Origin of the sequence: Deinococcus piscis, from assembly GCF_014653275.1 — a bacterium.
Classification (GTDB): domain Bacteria; phylum Deinococcota; class Deinococci; order Deinococcales; family Deinococcaceae; genus Deinococcus; species Deinococcus piscis.
In genome coordinates, this window is the sequence record NZ_BNAL01000002.1 from 45,095 (window position 1) to 62,833 (window position 17,739).

The 17,739-nt window shown below is 66.3% G+C and carries 13 protein-coding genes; 8 read left to right on the plus strand and 5 right to left on the minus strand.

Annotation, left to right across the window (positions count from 1 at the left end; translation table 11 throughout):
- Positions 1–41: 41 nt before the first annotated feature.
- From IE158_RS01150 to ptsP, 3 genes are read right to left on the minus strand one after another with little or no spacing between them, the layout of a single operon-like run.
- Positions 42–1,847, minus strand: a complete 1,806-nt coding sequence (locus IE158_RS01150) for a PTS fructose transporter subunit IIC (RefSeq protein WP_189641838.1) — start codon at positions 1,845–1,847, stop codon at positions 42–44.
- Between the two features lie 4 nt (positions 1,848–1,851).
- Entirely contained in the window at positions 1,852–2,814 is a 963-nt protein-coding gene (gene pfkB, locus IE158_RS01155; RefSeq protein WP_189641839.1) for a 1-phosphofructokinase, read from the minus strand.
- Positions 2,811–5,354 (minus strand): phosphoenolpyruvate--protein phosphotransferase, encoded by a 2,544-nt coding sequence (ptsP, locus tag IE158_RS01160; RefSeq protein WP_189641840.1) that lies wholly within the window; start codon positions 5,352–5,354, stop codon positions 2,811–2,813. The genes pfkB and ptsP overlap by 4 nt, the downstream gene beginning before the upstream one ends.
- Before the next feature lie 184 nt (positions 5,355–5,538).
- Between ptsP and IE158_RS01165 the strand changes: the two genes are divergently transcribed.
- The 7 genes from IE158_RS01165 to IE158_RS01195 all read left to right on the plus strand — a co-directional run bounded on the left by IE158_RS01165 (position 5,539) and on the right by IE158_RS01195 (position 13,676).
- The gene (locus IE158_RS01165) at positions 5,539–6,312 is read left to right on the plus strand and encodes a DeoR/GlpR family DNA-binding transcription regulator (RefSeq protein ID WP_189641841.1); all 774 of its coding nucleotides are present in this window, start codon (positions 5,539–5,541) and stop codon (positions 6,310–6,312) included.
- 243 nt (positions 6,313–6,555) lie between these two features.
- On the plus strand, positions 6,556–7,704 hold the full coding sequence (locus tag IE158_RS01170; RefSeq protein ID WP_189641842.1) for an NAD(P)/FAD-dependent oxidoreductase: 1,149 nt from the start codon (positions 6,556–6,558) through the stop codon (positions 7,702–7,704).
- A 25-nt stretch (positions 7,705–7,729) separates the two neighbouring features.
- Entirely contained in the window at positions 7,730–8,653 is a 924-nt protein-coding gene (locus IE158_RS01175) for a DUF1338 domain-containing protein (protein WP_189641843.1), read from the plus strand.
- Between the two features lie 39 nt (positions 8,654–8,692).
- Entirely contained in the window at positions 8,693–10,321 is a 1,629-nt protein-coding gene (locus IE158_RS01180) for an aldehyde dehydrogenase family protein (RefSeq protein WP_189641844.1), read from the plus strand.
- A 269-nt stretch (positions 10,322–10,590) separates the two neighbouring features.
- Positions 10,591–11,700, plus strand: coding sequence for a glutamate 5-kinase (proB, locus tag IE158_RS01185; RefSeq protein ID WP_189641845.1), 1,110 nt, complete (start codon positions 10,591–10,593; stop codon positions 11,698–11,700).
- A 47-nt stretch (positions 11,701–11,747) separates the two neighbouring features.
- Complete coding sequence (locus IE158_RS01190; protein ID WP_229838817.1) at positions 11,748–13,031, plus strand: glutamate-5-semialdehyde dehydrogenase; 1,284 nt, start codon at positions 11,748–11,750, stop codon at positions 13,029–13,031.
- Between the two features lie 39 nt (positions 13,032–13,070).
- Positions 13,071–13,676 carry a pyridoxamine 5'-phosphate oxidase family protein gene (locus IE158_RS01195; protein ID WP_189641846.1) on the plus strand — a complete coding sequence of 202 codons (606 nt, stop codon included), beginning with the start codon at positions 13,071–13,073 and terminating at the stop codon, positions 13,674–13,676.
- A 4-nt stretch (positions 13,677–13,680) separates the two neighbouring features.
- Here IE158_RS01195 and IE158_RS01200 read toward each other — a convergent pair whose 3' ends face one another.
- The gene (locus IE158_RS01200; RefSeq protein WP_189641847.1) at positions 13,681–14,763 is read right to left on the minus strand and encodes a GGDEF domain-containing protein; all 1,083 of its coding nucleotides are present in this window, start codon (positions 14,761–14,763) and stop codon (positions 13,681–13,683) included.
- Between the two features lie 263 nt (positions 14,764–15,026).
- Here IE158_RS01200 and IE158_RS01205 point away from each other — a divergent pair, with 263 nt between their 5' ends.
- A complete protein-coding gene (locus tag IE158_RS01205; RefSeq protein WP_189641848.1) occupies positions 15,027–16,991 on the plus strand; it encodes a bifunctional metallophosphatase/5'-nucleotidase in 1,965 nt (654 codons plus the stop codon).
- A 119-nt stretch (positions 16,992–17,110) separates the two neighbouring features.
- Here the strand turns inward: IE158_RS01205 and IE158_RS01210 are convergent, their stop codons facing one another.
- On the minus strand, positions 17,111–17,737 hold the full coding sequence (locus tag IE158_RS01210; protein WP_189641849.1) for a TetR/AcrR family transcriptional regulator: 627 nt from the start codon (positions 17,735–17,737) through the stop codon (positions 17,111–17,113).
- Positions 17,738–17,739: the final 2 nt, after the last annotated feature.

Here is a 17,739-nt window from a genome sequence, read left to right on the forward strand (position 1 = left end):
CCCCAGTCGGTTAGACGGGAACCTGCTTGTCTGCTTGCTGTTTACCTGTTGGCCGGGTTGGTCACGCTCTCTTCAGCGGCGATGGCACGTTCTGCCCGGTCCAGGGGCCGCTTGAGCACGCCCAGCAGCAGGGTGCTGACCAGAGTGCCTGCCAGAATCGCGGCCACGTACATGGGCAGGTTGGTCACGGCACCCGGAATCAGCAGCACGAACGCGCCGCCGTGGGGCGCACGCAGCAGGCAGCCCGCCGCCATGCTGATGGCTCCGGCCACCGCGCTGCCCGCCATCAGCGCCGGAATGACGCGCAGGGGGTCGCGGGCGGCGAAAGGAATCGCGCCCTCGGTGATAAAGGAGATGCCCAGCACGCCTGCCGCCTTGCCCGCTTCCTGCTCATCGGGGGTGAAGCGGTTCTTGAACAGCAAAGTGGCGAAAAAGAGCGCCAGCGGCGGTGTCATGCCAGCGGCCATCGCGGCGGCAATCGGGCCATAGACCTCAGAATCAATCAGGCCAGTGGAAAAGGTGTAGGCCGCTTTGTTGATGGGGCCGCCCATGTCGAAAGCCATCATGCCGCCCAGAACGGCCCCCAGCAGTCCTGCCGAAGTGTCGCCCAGGCTGCCCAGCCAGGTGGTCGCGGCGGCCAGGGCAGCGGCGACGGGTTTGCCCAGCACAAAAATCATCAGCAGGCCGGTGATCATGGTGCCCAGCAGCGGCAGCAGCAGCGTGGGCTTGAGGCCTTCCAATGTGCGCGGCAGCCGGATGCTGCGGTTGAGCCAGCGGGTCAGGTAACCTGCGAGGAAGCCCGCCACGATGCCGCCCAGAAACCCCGAACCCGTCTCCAGGGCCATCATCCCACCGACCAAACCGGGAGCCAGGCCAGGCCGGTCCGCGATGGAATAAGCGATATATCCCGCCAGCACCGGCACGAACAGGCCAAACGCGCCGCTGCCTCCGCCGATGGTCATCAGCGCCTCGGCAAAGGGGCCTTCGGCATTGATGCCGCCAAATGCGAACGCCAGCGCAATCAGCAGCCCGCCCGCCACCACCAGCGGCAGCATGTGGCTCACGCCGGTCATCAGGTGCTTGTAGAGTTCCCCGCCCAGGCCACTGCCCGCCGCTGCGTCGTTCTTGGCCTGCTTGGCCGCCGCCGCTTGCGCCACGAAGTCGCCACCCGCCGCTGCACTGCCTCCCGCTGCCCCGTACACCTGCGCTTCGGCCAGGGCACGCTCCACCAGGGCCTGACCGCCGCTGATGGCGGGCTTGGTGCCGGTCTGGTACACCCGCTTGCCCGCAAAACGGCTGAGGTCCACGTTGGTGTCGGCAGCGATAATGACCACCTCGGCCCCGGCGATGTCCTCGGCGGTCAGCTGATTGCCTGCGCCCACACTGCCCTGGGTTTCGATTTTGACCGTGCGGCCCAGGGCTTTGGCTCCGCCTTCGAGTCCCTCGGCGGCCATGAAGGTGTGGGCAATTCCGGTGGGGCAGGAGGTGACACCCACGATGCTGGGGCCCGTGCTGGCGCTGGCTGGGGATGGAGTAGGCACTCCCGCGCTCACTGTCTGCACGGCCACAGCGTTTGTTCCCCCCTGGAGCCCAGCGCGGCTTAGGACACTGGCCGCGTCACGAATCAGGTCTTCGGGCGCGGTCTGAACGAACTCGCCCGTGGGCAGGGTGGGCGTCTGGGCGTCCGCCCACAGCAGCAGGTCTGCGCCAGCAGGGCGGCTCTGCGGGGCTCGGTCCAGCAGGGTCAGCGTGTGCCCTGCGGTTTCAGCGGCCTGGCGCAGTGCGGCGGCAGCCAGGGTGTGGGTCATGCGTCCGGTGGGGTCAATCCATGCGGCAAGCTGGGCCATAAATTCAGCAACCTTTCTGGAGGCGCACCTGACGGTGCAGGGCCATAAGTTCGTCGTGTGGGGGCAGCTGGGCACCCAGGCGGGTGATGTTGCCCGCAGCAAAGGCGGTGGCGCGGCTCAGCGCCTCGGCAGGACCGAGGCCCGCCAGCCGGGCGCTGACCAGACCGGCTACCATCGCGTCGCCCGCGCCGACGGTGCTCACCACGTCTACCTGGGGAGGCACGGCCTTGACTGCGCCGCCCGCCCAGACCAGCCAGGCTCCCTCCTCGCCCAGCGAGAGGGCGACCCATTCTGCGCCGCGCTCCAGCAGCTCGCGGGCAGCGGCCAGGCGGTCGGCGTCGGTGGGCAGCTCCCGGCCCAGGGCCACTTCCAGCTCGTGGATGTTGGGCTTGAGCAGGTGCGGCAGCGTAGGCGCGGCCAGCAGGCGGCGCAGCGCCTCGCCGCTGGTGTCCGCCGCCACAAAGGGCACTCCGCTTTGGCGCAGCGCGGCCACCACGCGGGCATAAGTCTCTGCGGGCACGCCGGGCGGGAGGCTCCCGGCCAGTACGGCGGCGTCCTGAGTCCCGGCCAGGTCGCGCAGCTGGCCCAGCAATCCGTCCAGCTGCGCGGCGCTTACCTGCACCCCTGGCAGGTTGAAATCGGTGGTGCTGCCCGCTTCAGGGTCCACGATTTTCAGGCCCAGGCGAGTCTCGCCCGCCACCCGCACAAAAGCGTCCTGAATGCCCCGCTCGCGGAACAGCGCCTCGAAAGGGCCTGCGTTGCCAGTACCCAGGAATCCGCTGGCGCTGACTTGGAGGGGCTCACCGCTCTGGCGTGTCCAGTCGGCCAGCAGCGCCGCCACATTCACGCCCTTGCCCCCGGCGTCGGTCTGGGCAGCGGCGGCGACATTGACCTGACCGGGGTGCCAGCTGGGAGCCTGCACAGTCAGGTCCAGCGCTGGGTTGAAAGTCACCGTCAGCACGTTCATGCGCCTGCACCCTCTCCCGTGTTCTCCAGGGTCAGCGGCTCCAGCAGCGCCCGCACGGCAGCCGCGTCTGGTTGCGCCAGGGCTTCACGGGCCACGCTTTGCAGCTGGCTCAGGTCAAGGCGCCGCAGCGCTGCTTTGACCCCGGCGACAGCTGGCGTGCTGACCGAGAGTTCCTTGACGCCCAGCCCTGCCAGCACCAGCGCCCCGGCGGGTTCGGCGGCGGCCCCGCCACACACGCCCACCCATTTGCCGTGGGCCTGCGCGGCTTCGGTGGTCACGGCGATCAGGCGCAGCACGGCGGGATGCAGCGCGTCGGCCTGGCGGGCCAGCAGCGGGTGCAGCCGGTCCATTGCCAGGGTGTAGCCGGTCAGGTCGTTGGTGCCCACACTGAAAAAGTCCACTTCCGGGGCCAGTTCACGCGCCATCAGGGCAGCGGAAGGCACCTCGATCATCACGCCCACCGGAATGGCGGGAGCGCCCACTTCGCGCCGCACATCGTCCAGCATGGCGCGGGCGCGGCGCAGGTCGGCCAGCGTGGCAATCATCGGGAACATGACATGCACATTCGGGTGGTCTTTGGCGACCCGCGCAATGGCCCGCAGCTGCGGCAAGAACAGGTCTGGGCGCTCAAAGCACAGCCGAATGCCCCGGATGCCCAGGAAAGAGTTGTCCTCGTGCTCCAGGCCCAGATAGGGCACAGCCTTGTCCCCGCCGATGTCCAGCGTGCGGATAATCAGCGGACGCCCTTCCAGCGCCTGCGCCATCGCCCGGTATTCGCGCTCCTGTTCGTCCTCGGTGGGCGCATGGTCACTTTCCAGGTACAGGAATTCGGTCCGCATCAGGCCCACACCTTCGGCACCGCTCTCCAGCGCTGCTCCTGCGTCAGCGGCGCGGTTGATGTTGGCAGACACTTCCACGCGGGCACCGTCGCGGGTCTGTCCGGGCTGCATCCGCCCGGCAAAGGCAGCTTCCCTGGCGGCGTCCAGCCTGCGGCGCTGCTCTCCGGCGGCGGCCAGGTCCGCGTCCGAGGGGTTCAGGTACAGGCGGCCCGCGCTGCCGTCCAAAATGGCGGGCGTGCCGTCAGGAACGCTGCTCAGGCCCGCTCCAGCCGCCACCACAGCGGGCACGCCCAACCCCCGCGCCATGATGGCGGTGTGGCTGGTGGGCCCGCCCACCTCAGTCACGAAGCCCAGCAGGGTGTCCAGGCTCAGGCGGGCCGTGTCGCTGGGGCTGAGGTCGGGGGCCAGCAGGATAAACGGCTCGCCCCGGTCCAGCGGCTGCTCCTCGCCCAGGCCCAGCAGGGAGCGCAGCACGCGCCGCTGCACGTCGCCCAGGTCGGCAGCGCGGCCTGCCAACACCGGGTCGTCCAGTTTTTGCAGGCTAGCGATGCGCTCATTGGTCACCTGCTGATAAGCCCAGGCCGCGCCGTGTCCGGCCAGCAGCAAAGCGGCTACGTCTTCCAGCACGCCGGAATCGTCCAGCAACTCCTGATGCGCCCGGAAAATGGCGGCCTTGTCCGGTCCAAAGCGGCCCTGCACGTCGGCAATCGTCACGTCCAGCCCGGCGCGGGCGGCGCTGAGGGCACGGTCCAGCGCCGCAGCCTGAGCAGCGGGGTCGGCCCCGCTTTCATCGCGTATGTCCAGTGCCTGTGGGCGGTACTGGCGGGTCACGCCCGTGACCAGACCGTCGGCGGCGGGCACACCTTCCAAAGTGGTCTCGGCCTGCGCGGGCACCCAGGCGGGCTCGCGGCGGGCCTGCGTGGGCTGGGCAGCGGCGGCGCTCAGGTCGTCGCCCAGTCCGGCGCGGACAGCGTCGCTGGCCGCCTGAAGCAGTGCCGGGCTATCGCTACTCAGGGTCAGCCGCGTGCCCTGCTTGAGGCCCAGGCCCAGCACTTCCATCAGCCGGGTCGCGTCGGCGCTCTGGGCTTCGCCCTCACGGGCTAGCCGTAGTCGCGCGCCCTGCGCCTTGACCAGTCCAGCCAGGCGCGTGGCAGGCCGGGCATGCATGCCCTGTGGATTGGGCAGCGTGACCTGGGCGGTGTAGGGCAGCTCGCTGGCGGATGTGGGGGCAGGGGTGGCAGCTGGTGCCGCACCCCCGCCTAGGGCAGCCGGTGCTGCTCCCCCGCCTAAGGCCGCCACCACCTCTGCTGGGTCGCCGGTGGTGCTCAGGCGCTCCACCAGGGCCGGGTCGTTCAGCACGCGGGTCAGCTGCCGCAGAATATCCAGATGTTCGTCGCTGGCGGCAGCGATACCGACCACCAGCCGCGCCGCTTCGCCGCCCCAGTCCACGCCGCCGGGCACTTGCAGTACAGCCACTCCGGTGCTCTGGATCAGGTGCCGGGTGTCCGGCGTGCCGTGCGGAATGGCAATGCCGCTGCCCAGATATGTGTTCGCCTGCTCCTCACGGGCAAGCATGCCCTGCACATAGGCCGGGTCGGTGTAACCGGCGTCGCTCAGCAGCGCGGCCACCTGCCGGATGGCGTCTTCTTTGGTGCTGGCCTGGGCACCCAGGCGAACAAGTTGTGGGGAAAGCTGAATCATAGCGGGGCCTCCTGGGGGTGGTCCGGGAAAAAGGGTAAACCAGCCTTGCGAACTTCTGACAATATTTGAGCAAAAATGATTATTTAGTGTAATTGGTGCCTGGGCTGGCTGCAACTGGGGACAGTGGGCAGCGGCCTACACCGGCTTTTTTGCCAGCGGCGCAGTCTGTTAGACTTGCTCACAGATGAGCCATCTGCACGCCCAGGAGCGGCATCAGCGGATCATGCAGCTGCTGCGTGAGCGCGGTTTTATGAAGACTCAGGCCCTGATTGCTGCGCTGGGGGCCAGTGGCGCAACTGTGCGCCGCGACCTGGAAGCGTTGGCGGCAGCTGGCCAGATTGACCGGGTTCACGGTGGGGCCAGCCCCCGCAGTCAGGACATCCGCTATTTGCAACGCCAGCGCCAGGAAGCCCCCGCCAAAGCGCGGCTGGCTGCTGCGGCACTCGGCCTGCTGCGTCCCGGCCAGACGGTGTATCTGGACGCAGGTACCACCGCCCGCGCAGTGGCCCGCGCCCTCAAGCGCCGCTCTGACCTCACCCGGACGCTGCGCGTGGTCACCCACGGCATAGACATCGCCTACGACCTGAACGGCGAGTGCGACCTGTACGTGGTGGGCGGCGAGGTCTATGGCAGCACCTATAGCCTCACCGGTCCCGACGCCATCAGTGCGCTGGAGCGCTACCGCTACGACCTGTTTTTTGTGGGCTGTACGTCCATTGACCCGCAGCGTGGGCCGACCAACTCCAACCTGACCGAAGCGCACCAGAAGGCCGCCATCATGGCCCGCTCCGACCGCAGCGTGTTGATTGCGGACGGGCAAAAGTGGGGCGCAGGCGACTTTGCGCCGTTTGCCCGCTTTGAGGAGCTGAGCGGCTGGGTGACTGACCAGGCCCCCGCCGAAGCCCGCGCTGCCTTTGAGGCGGCGGGAGCCGAAGTGGTTGAGGCCGGACCGGCCTGACGCTCCTCCCTTCCTGGCCCTGACAGCGCAGGCCAGATCTGCACAGCAGCGCCGCTGAGAACGGCCCTGGGTGCGCCTCAGCGGCGCTTTGCCAATTTGCCTTGCATTTGGCGCGGGGCCTTCGCTAGAGTGGCCTAGAAGCAACAATTCAACAAGTTCCAGCACCTGTTTTCCCGGCGGGGCACAGCTCAGCTTGCAGTGAAGCTGCCGCGCCTTTGCGGATTTCGGTGAGGGGAGGATTCATTGCATACGCAGGTCAGAACATCGGACGTGATTGTGATTGGCGGTGGGATTATTGGTGCGGCCTGTGCCTTTCGCCTAAGCGAAGCCGGTCACCGGGTCACTGTGCTGGACCGGGGCGCGGCACCGGGCCGGGGGTCATCGGGCCGCAGCGGCGCGGGCGTGCGGGTGCAGTTCTCTGAAGAAGTGAACGTGCGCCTGTCGTGGGAGAGCATTCAGGAGTATCAGCGGTTTCCGCAGCTGTATGGCCGGGAGAGCGGCTATGTCCAGAACGGCTACCTGTTTCTGGTGCCGGAGAGCGGCTGGGAGGCCCATGCGCAGGGCGTGGCGGTGCAGCAGGCCGTCGGTGCGCCGGTAGAAGTCATCTCGCCGCAGGACGCGGCCCGCTACGTGCCGTTCGTGCAAGAAGGCATTTACCGCTGCACCTATGGCCCGCAGGACGGTTACATTGACCCGCTGCTGACGCTGAATGCCTATACCGAAATGGCCCTGGCCCTGGGGGCCGAGGTCCACCGCCCCGCCGAAGTCACCCATATCGAGAAGCGCGGGGACAGCTGGACCGTGTATTCCAGCCAGGGTGACTTCACGGCCCCTATGATTGTGAACGCGTCGGGGGCCTGGAGCGGCGCAGTGGCGGCCCTGGCCGGGCTGGACGTGCCGGTGCGCCCACGCCGCCGCAGCGTGTACCGCACCCGCACCGGCAACGGTACGCCGGGCTATCCGCTCACCATTGACGGCACCACCAACCTGTGGCTGCGCGGGCACGGCGATACGGTCATCTTTACCGTGTCCAACCCCTACCAGCCCGACGGCCTGGAAGAAGGCATTGACTGGCCCTGGCTGGAGCGGGTGCGCGAAGCCGCCGCCGTGCGTTTCCCCTGGCTCAACGAGCTGGAAGTGGACCGCTCCTACAGCTTCTGGGGCTACTACGAAATGACCCCCGACGGCAGCCCGGTGCTGGGCCGGGTGGAAGACGAGCCGGGCTGGATCAATGCCTGCGGCTTTTCGGGACACGGGGTACAGCAGGCCGCCGCTGTGGGCCGCATCGTGACCTCGTTCGTGCGCGATGAGGCTCCGTTTCTTGACGTGAGCAGCCTCAAGCTGGAGCGCTTCGGGCGCGGCGCGGCGACAGCCGAGCGACACATCGTTTGAGCATTCTCGCAAAGGAGCAAATGACATGACTGACCGCCGAGAAACCCTGAAGTACGTGCTGGATGGACTGATGCGCCGCTACCAGGAGCGGGTGCCCGACGTGCAGAGCATCGTGAACGACATGGTGAAAGATGGCCTGATTGCCAAGGCCAGCGACATCGAAAACGACCACATCGCTTTCCGCACGATGGGCGTGCCGCAACTGGGCATAGGGAGCTTCGAGAAGATTTTCCTGCACTACGGCTACCAGCGCCGCGAGCCTTATCAGTTCGAGGGCAAGAAACTGGACGCCTTCTGGTACTCGCCGCCCGCGCCGCTCCCCGGCCAGCCCGCTTTTCCACGCATCTTTGTCTCGGAGCTGCGGGTGGGCGACCTGAGCGAAGAAGCGCAGCGCATCATCACCAGCTATACCGACGAGGTCAAATCGGACCCGGTAGATGACCTGGACCTGGACGACGGCACGCAGGTGGACGAGTTCCTGCACCGGGCGCTGTGGCGGCTGCCCAGCTACGCCGACTATCAGCGCCTTCAGGACGAATCCGAGTACGCCGCGTGGGTTATTTACAACCGCTATTACCTCAACCACTTCACGGTCAGTGTCCACAACCTGCCTGAAGGCTACGACACCATCGAGGAATTCAACCGCTTTCTGGAAGGGCATGGCTACACCCTCAATTCCAGCGGCGGCAAGGCCAAGCAGAGCCCCGACGGCCTGCTGATTCAGAGCAGCACGGTGGCCGAGATGATTGACGCCGAGTTCGAGGGCGGGCAGACCGAACGCATCAGCGGCTCGTATGTGGAGTTCGCGGAGCGCCGCCCGCTGCCGGAGTTTCAGCACCTGCCCAAGAGCGAACTGACCCGCGAAAAGCGCCGCGAGGGCTTCGAGGCAGGCAACGCCGACAAGATTTTCGAGAGCACCTATTCCAGCCAGACCGCCCAGCGCGGCTGAGCGACTGAACTTTCTGCCATTTCCCCGCAAGGAGCGTCCATGACCCAAACCGAGTCCCAGACCAAAGCTGCCCCTGTCAAGACCTACGGCCACCTGATTGGCGGCCAGGAAACCGTGCCCCAGGGCGCGCCCACCTTTCAGAGCCACTCCAGCGGCAAGCTGAGCGATGTGCTGGCTGCTTTTCCCGAAGCGGACCGGGACACCGTGCGCCAGGCCTGCCAGGTGGCCCGCGCCGCTTTCCCACGCTGGAAAGCCACGCCCGCCCCGGTGCGCGGCGAGATTATTGGCAACATTGGCCGGGCGATTGCCCGCGAGAAGGAGACGCTCAGCCGCCTGCTCAGCCGCGAGATGGGCAAGACGCTGAAAGAAGCGCGCGGCGACGTGCAGGAAGCGGTGGACACCTGCGCCTTTTTCCAGTCGGAAGGTCGGCGGCTGTACGGCCAGACCGTGCCCAGCGAGATGCCCAACAAGGAGCTGAAAACCTACCGCCGCCCGCTGGGTGTGGTGGGCATGGTCACGGCAGGCAATTTCCCAGTGGCCGTGCCCAGCTGGAAGATCATCCCGGCGCTGCTGACCGGCAACACGGTGGTCTGGAAGCCCAGTGAGGACGCACCGCTGACCTCTTACGCTTTTGCTAAGTTGCTAGAAGAAGCGGGCGTGCCAGACGGCGTGCTGAACGTGGTCTTCGGCGGTGGCAAGGACGCAGCGGGGCAGTTTCTGGTGGAAATGCTGGACGAAAAGCTGGTCCAGAAGATTGCCTTTACCGGCTCCACCGAAGTGGGCCGCTGGATTGGTGAGGTGGCCGGGCGCAACCTGACCCACCCCACCCTGGAACTGGGCGGCAAAAACCCCTTGGTTGTGATGCGTGACGCCGACATTGATAATGCCGTGCAGGGGGCGCTGTGGGCCGCCTACGGCACCGGCGGGCAGCGCTGCACCAGCGCCGGAAACATCATTGTGGACGCGCCCGTCTACGATGAGTTTAAGGACAAGTTGCTGGCCGCCATGCAGAATATCCGCATCGGGAACCCGGTGGAGCATGATGACGTGCTGTACGGCCCTTTTATCAACGAGCGCTTTTTCCGGTCGTGGGACGCCCACTACGCCTGGGGCGAGGAAGACGGGGCCACGCTGCTGTACGGTGGGGGCCGCATTACCCCCGAAAACAAACCAGCAGGCTTTCAGGGCGACCCCGAAGCGGCCTTTTATGGCTGGCCGACCCTGTGGGAAGGCGTGAAACCGGGCATGAAGCTGTTCCAGAACGAGGTCTTTGGCCCCACGGTGAACCTGGTCAAGGTAGACGGCTTTGACGAAGCGATTGCCGCCGCCAACGCGGTGGATTATGGCCTGTCCAGCGCGATTTATACCAATGACCGCACCTGGGCCAACCGCTTTCAGGAAGAAATCGAAGCGGGCATGACCTCTATCAACAACTCCACCACCGGCGCAGAAGCCCACATGCCGTTTGGTGGCACCAAGGGCAGCGGCAACGGCACCCGCGAAAGTGGCGTGTGGGTGCTAGATTCCTACACCTACTGGCACGGCGTGAATGACGACGTTTCCGGCAAGCTGCAACTGGCGCAGATGGACACCGAGTATGCCCAGCCCCGCGAAGCCTTCAGCGTAGGTGGCCTGACCCCAGGCGCGCAGGAGGCAGAAGGGGTTTAGGCCCCGGCCCACCTCAGTGCAGCCTGATGGGCGGCTCTGCTTCGGCGGGGCCGCTTTTGCTATTTGGGAGAAGGGGAGTTGCATAGTTATTAAAAATTGGAGGTGAGAGCTTGAGAGGGACAGGCCCAGAGGAAGCTATTTTTTGATAAGTGAAAGAAAGAAATTTCCGGTCCCTCGAGCCATACGCCATACGTCCTCTATGCAACTTTGTGCCACTCTTCTGGTTAACTATGCACACAGGTGGAGCCATTTGATCTACACTGGCCCGCATGACCGAGCTGAGCCGTCAACTGCTGGACCGTTCGCAGCGCCTTGTCATCAAGATTGGGTCCGCCCTGCTGGTGGACGAGCGCGGCCTGCGACGAGACTGGCTGAGCGGCCTGGCCGATGACGTAGCGGCGCTGCGGGCGCAGGGCAAGCAAGTGGTGCTGGTATCGAGCGGGTCTATTGCCCTGGGCCGGCGGCAGATGGGGTTGCCGCGTGGTCCCCTGCCGCTTGATGAAGCTCAGGCAGCGGCGGCAGTGGGGCAGATTTCGCTGGCCCAGGCCTATGCGGACGAGCTGGCGCAGCGTGGCCTGAGTGCCGGTCAGGTGCTGGTCACGCTCGAAGACAGCCGGGTGCGCTCGCGTTACCTCAACTCGCGGGCCACGCTGAGTGCGCTGCTGGACCACGGCGTGGTGCCCATCGTGAATGAGAACGACACCGTCGCCACCGACGAAATTCGCTTTGGGGACAATGACCGCCTGGCGGCCCAGATTGCTCTGACCTGCGGCGCAGACTGCCTGATCCTGCTGTCTGATGTGGACGGCCTGTACACCGCCGACCCCCGCCACGACCCCGCCGCGCAGCACCTACCCCGGATTGACGCTATTACCCCCGAAATTGAGGCTCTGGCCGGTGACCCCGGCCCCGACGCCAAGGGTGGCATGAAAACCAAGCTGATGGCCGCCCGCACCGCCATGCAGGCCGGCGCAGCGATGGCGATTATGCGCGGTGACTCGCTCAGGCCCATCTCAGCGCTGCGGGAAGGAGCGCGCACCACCTGGTTTGTGGGCAGTGAGACGCCCAAATCGGCCCGCAAAAAGTGGATTGCCGGGATGAAGCCGCAGGGCCGCGTGACCATTGACGATGGGGCGCAGGCGGCGCTGAACCGGGGCCGCTCGCTGCTGGCCGCTGGCGTGACCAAGGTCGAGGGCCGCTTTGAGCGCGGCGAGTGCGTCGAAGTGGTCCACGCTGGCCGTGTGCTGGGGCATGGCCTGTGCAGCTACGGCTCAGCGCAGGCGCAGCAGGTGGCTGGGCTTCACAGCGATGAAATTGCCCGCCTGTTGGGCGAGCCGCCCCGCGCCGCCTTTATCAACCGCGACAACCTGGCCCTCTAATCTCTGGCCTTGTTTTCCTATTCCCCTGCGCCATAGGAGCCTACACCATGACCCAAACCGCCTCCGAACTGCACCACACCGAACTCAAGCACACCATGAACATGCTGTTTGCCCAGGCCCGCGCCGCCGCCCGCGCGCTGGCTCTGGCCGGCAGTGAGCAGAAGCAGGCTGCGCTGGAGGCTGCCGCCGCTGCGCTCGAGCGCGACTGCGCCCGCGTGCTGGCCGCCAACGCCCGTGACGTGGCTTTTGCACAGGGCAAGGGCCTGAGCCCCGCGATGCTGGACCGGCTGCGGCTGGATGAAGGCCGCGTGGCTGGGGTGGTCGAAAGCCTGCGCAATGTGGCCGCCCAGCCCGACCCCGTGGGCGAGGTGATGGAAGCCTGGGAGCGCCCCAGCGGCCTGAGCATTCGCCGGGTGCGGACCCCGATTGGCGTGGTGGGCGTGATCTACGAGTCGCGGCCCAATGTGACCGCCGACGCCGGGGCGCTGTGCCTCAAGAGTGGCAACGCCGCCATTCTGCGCGGGGGCTCGGAAAGCCTGCACTCTTCCCAGGCGATTCACGCGGCGCTGGCAGAAGGCCTGCGGGCCGCAGGATTGCCGGAACGGGCCATTCAGCTGATTCCCACCCGTGACCGGGCCGCTGTGGGCGAGATGCTGGCGGCGCAGGGCCTGATTGACGTGATTGTGCCGCGTGGTGGGCGCAGTCTGGTGAGCCGGGTGCAGAGCGAAGCGCGGGTGCCGGTATTTTCGCACCTGGACGGCATTAATCACGTGTATGTTCATGCGGCCGCCGACCCGGTCAAGGCGCAGGCGGTCGTGGCGAATTCCAAGACCCGGCGCACTGGCATCTGCGGCGCCGCCGAGTGCCTGCTGATGGACCGCGAGAGCTTTGCAGCTCAGGGCGCGGCGCTGGTCTCGGCCCTGCAAGCCTGCGGGACCGAGATTCGCGGTGACCGGCACTTTCAGACCCTGCCCGGCGTGCGGCCAGCGGAGCCGGATGATTTTGGCTGCGAGTTTCTGGACAACATTATTGCGGCGCGGGTGGTGTCGGGCCTGAGCGAAGCGCTCACCCATATCGCGCACTACGGCAGCGGACACACCGAGTGCATCGTGACCGAAGACGCAGCGGCGGCAGATCGCTTTGCCCGCGAGGTAGACGCCGCCATCATCATGCACAATGCCTCGACCCAGTTTGCCGACGGCGGCGAGTTCGGTATGGGGGCCGAAATCGGCATCGCCACCGGCAAGCTGCACGCCCGTGGCCCGGTGGGGGCCCGCGAACTGACTTCGTTCAAGTATCTGGTGCAGGGCGAGGGCACTGTCCGCCCCTGAGCGCGGCTGCATCAGCGGATGACGGGGGTATTTACGGTTATGACCCGTGTCATCCAAACCGCAGCAGTACTCGAAGAGTTGTTCGGGCCTGTGGCGGCTCCTTCTCTCCAAAAGGAAGTGGCCACGCTGCATCCGGTGTATCAGCGCTGGACCGCGGCGTCACCGTTTGCGGTACTGGCGACCTCTGGCCCGGCGGGATTGGATGCGTCGCCACGCGGCGACCCGGCCAGTCTGGTTCACATTCAGGATGAGCGCACGCTCCTGCTACCGGAGCGGCGGGGCAACAACCGCACCGACAGTCTGCGCAACATTCTGCACTGCCCACAGGTGGGGCTGCTGTTCTTCGTGCCGGGGGTCAATGAAACCCTGCGAGTTGCTGGCCGCGCCCGGATTCTGGTCGGTGCTGAACTGGTGCAGCGCTTTGCCGTGGCGGGTCAGCCGCCCAAGTGCGTGCTGGAAATCACGGTAGACACAGCCTTCTTTCAGTGTGGCCGGGCCATTCTGCGCTCTGGGCTGTGGGCGGGAGCTGAGCGGGTAGACGTGCCAAGCGCGGGGGAAATGTTGCAGGCCATCACTGCCGGGCAGGTGAACGCCCTCCAATACGACGCCGAGCTGCCACAGCGCCAACAATCCACGCTGTATTGAACCCCTATATCTGGGAGCTGCTGATTTCTCGGTGTATCACCCAGCGGTTGCGCCCCTCCTGCTTGGCCTGGTAGAGCGCCTGATCCGCCAGCGCAACCGTCCGCTGTGCTTCGGCGCTGGCCGTGTGCCGTGCGCCGCCCAGTGACGCCGTGATGTGCAGGGGCACGGCAGAGTCCTCGTCGCCGACAAGTAAGGGCGTCTGCGCAATTTGGGAGCGCAGGCGTTCGGCAATCATCTCGGACGACCCCGACTGAGGCGCGTGCAGGATAACGGCGAATTCTTCGCCCCCATAGCGGTAGGCCGGGTCAGACGCCCGCAGGGTACTGCGCAGCAGCTGGCCTATGGCAGTAATGACCTGGTCCCCGGCAGCGTGCCCGTAGGTGTCATTGATCCGCTTGAAGTGGTCAATATCCAGCATCATCACCAGGTCACCCGGCTGCAGGTGAAGGAGGTCTTCTTCAAATTGCCTGCGGTTGAGGAGTCCCGAAAGGGCGTCCTGCTGGGCCTGGCGCTGAAACAGCGCGTTCAGCCGCACCAGCCTGAGCCGGTCACGCAGAATCACCGCCGCAGTCAGGAATCCGGCGACGTTCAGGGCCAGCAGGGGCAGGTACAGCTGGGCCAGCAGCTCGCGTCCATTAGGAAGCAGCAGAATGGGCAGGCCGTTGGGCGAGAACAGGACCAGCGCCAACAGGGCGAGGTGCGGCCAGGGCAAGTCTTCGGAATCAAAGTGCCGCCGCACCGCCGCCGTGACCAGCAGAATCAGCGCGATACTCAAGAAGGCGGGCAAGACCCCCGGCCCACCCAGGGCAAAGCGGTAGAGCAGCATGGGCACGCTGGCCACCACCGCTGCGGGCACGCCGTACACCAGGGCCAGCAGCACCAGCGGCACGGGCCGCATGTCAATGATGACTCCGGGCACCACTTCTGCCGGTTGCAGCAGCAGCACTACGGCAATCAGGCTGGCCGTGAGCGTGGCCTGTGCCCGGAAGGTCAGGTCCTGCCGCAGAGGCCAGGTCCGCAGGGTCAGGCTGAACAGATAGGCCAGCGTGATAAGCAGCGAGAAGTTGAGCAGCAGGGTTCTGAGCATAGTAGGGGGGACAAAGCAGGAGGCAGGCGAGCGAGACGGGGACAGTGACCCGTGTTGGAGTGCGGCAAGGGCAGCGCGGCCAGCGTTAGTGCAGAGCCGCCCCGCGTTGAAGTACTCCTGGTCCGACCCGCAGCGCTGCGCGGGGCCTTCATCCTAGCTGAAGGTGGAGACGGTGCGGTCTGGAGGCTGCGACTTGTCAGTGGCCAGAACAAGGGGAGAGGCTGACTCCTGACAGACATCCTGCGGGCTAGAATGGGAGCGACATGAGACAATTCAGACCTTTTGCTCTGGCCCTCTCGGCTGGCCTGCTGGCCGCCTGCGCTCCCACCCAGACTGCTGCACCCGCTACTGAGGCTCCCTTCCGGCTGCAACTGCTGCACTTCTCAGATGTGGACGGTGGCCGCGATATCGTCGGCAACGCGCCGCACTTTTCGGCATTGGTGAACCATTTCCGCGCCGCGCAGCCGAATACGTTGCTGCTCAGCAGTGGTGACAACTCTATCCCCGGCCCCGAGTACAACGTCGCCAGTGACAGCAGCCTGGATTCGGTACTGGGCAAAGCGGGCGCAGGCCGCGCTCACGTCGCCTGGCTGAATGCGCTGGGCGTGCAGGCTTCGGCGGTGGGCAACCATGACCTGGACATGGGCACCGGCGAATTCTCCGGCTTGCTGACCCGCAGCGAGGGCTGGAACGGGGCCAACTTTCCCTATCTGGCGACCAATCTGGACTTTGCCGCTGACGAAGCCACTGCCAAGATTGCGGGCAAAGACGGCCTGAGTGCCGCTGAGCTGGCGGGCAAGGTCGCTGGCTACACCACTGTGCAGGTGGGCGGCGAGACGGTGGGCATTGTGGGCGCGACCACGCCGCAGCTGGGCCGCCTGACCAGCGTGGGCAAGCTGGGGATTGCCCCGGCCAACCCGGAAGACCTGGACGCGCTGGCCGCCCTGATTCAGCAGGATGTGGACGCCCTCACCGCGCAGGGCATAAACAAAGTGATTCTGCTGGCGCACATGCAGAGCATCAACATTGAGCAGGCCCTGGCCCCGCGTCTCAGGGGCGTGGACATCATCGTGGCGGGCGGCAGCAATACCCTGCTGGCCGACGACACGGACCGCCTGCGCAGCGGCGACCAGCGGCAGGGCGCTTATCCGCTGCTGTTCAGCGGCGTGGACGGTGCCCCCGTGCTGGTGGTGAACACCGAGGGCGACTACACCTACCTGGGCCGCCTGGTAGCCGACTTTGACGCGCAGGGCCGCCTGATTCCGGCCAGCCTGAATCCGGCTGAGAACGGGGTCTACGCCGCCGACGCCGAGGGCCTCAGCGCCCTGGGGCTCACCCGCGAGCAGGCCAGCCCTGAAGTGCTGCGGGTAGCGGACGCTCTCCAGGCCGCCCTCAAGGCCCGCGCAGGCAACGTGGTGGGCTACACCAACGTGTACCTGAACGGCGAGCGCAGCGGCGTCCGTGCTCAGGAAACCAACCTGGGCAACCTCAGCGCCGACGCGAACCTGTTCTATGGGCAGCAGGTGGACTCCAGCGTGGCGCTCAGCCTCAAGAACGGCGGCGGCATTCGCGGTTCTATCGGGGCCTGTATCGTGCCTCCGGGCAGCACGGGCGGCACGCCGGTCTGCTCGGCTCCCCAGGGCACGCCCGGCGTCAGCGAGAAGGGCCAGATTTCGCAGCTGGACGTAGAAACCGCTTTCCGCTTCAACAACGGCCTCTCGCTGGTCACGGTGACGGGCGCGCAGCTGAACGCCCTGCTGGAACACGGTGTGGCAGGCGTGGAGAACCGGCTGGGTCAGTTTCCGCAGGTGGGCGGCCTGACCTTCGCCTACGACCCCAGCCGTCCGGCGGGGCAGCGCGTCACTGACATCGTGATTGAGGACGCCAACGGCGCTGCTGCGGGCACCCAGCGGACCGTGCTCAAGGCCGGTGGTCAGCTGAACGCTGAAGCGGCGGCCCGCGCCTACCGGATGGTCACGCTGGGTTTCCTGGCGCTGGGCGGCGACAGCTATCCCTTCCCCAAGGAGGGCAGCGCCGAGTTCGCTGCGCTGAACCTGCGCGACCTGACCCAGAAGGGTGTGCGCCAGGGCCGCTTTACCTTTGCGGATGAAGGCAGCGAGCAAGACGCCCTGGCCGAGTACCTGGGGGCCCGCTTCGGAACCGCTGCGGCAGCTTTTGCGCAGGCAGATGCGCCCGCTGAGAAAGACACCCGCATTCAGCGCCGCTGATGACGGGGCCGTGACAGGCGTCACTTGAGTCAGTCATATTTGAAGCGAAAGGAGCCCCCGGGTAGGCGGGCTCCTTTTGGCTTCTTTGTCCTGTGTGGCCGTTGGCGAGCTGCCAGTGATCAGACGTGCTCAGGTTCGGCGGCCAGCGCCCGGATGCCGCCACCCACAAAGGTGCCCAGCGTAGCGGCCAGAGCACGGGGGTCAAAAGGTTCTTCGGTCAGCTCGGCGTAGGCGGCGCTGCTCAGCAGGTGAATCATCAGAAAAATGAGCTGTTGCCCGGCTGGCCCGCTGCGCTGGGCACGGGGCAATTCGGCCAATTGCAGCCGACTTTCCAGCGCCTGGAGAAAGGTGCGGCGCTTTTGCCGGAACAGTGGCCCACCGCCGGAATGGAGCAGCATCAGCAGGTCACGTTCTTCTAGCAAAGCCAAAAATAGGCGGTCAAAGGCGGTCTCTGAATCGGTAGGGCTGTGGAGGTAGGGATGCAGCCGCCCTGGCAAGCCTTCGAGCCGCGCTTCAAGTAGGGCGTCCAGCATGTCCTCAGTGGACGCAAAATAGGTGTAGATGGTGGGCCGCGAAATTCGCAGGGCCTGCGCCAGGTCGGCCATGCCCACACTCTCGAAGCCGCGCTGGATAAACAGTTCGGCGGCCATGTCCAGAATCTGAGTGCGGCGGTCTTCAGCGCTTAGGCGGCGCGGCAGAAGCGAGCCAGAAGACTCGTGGGGGGCAATCGCAGCAGCGGGGGGCATGG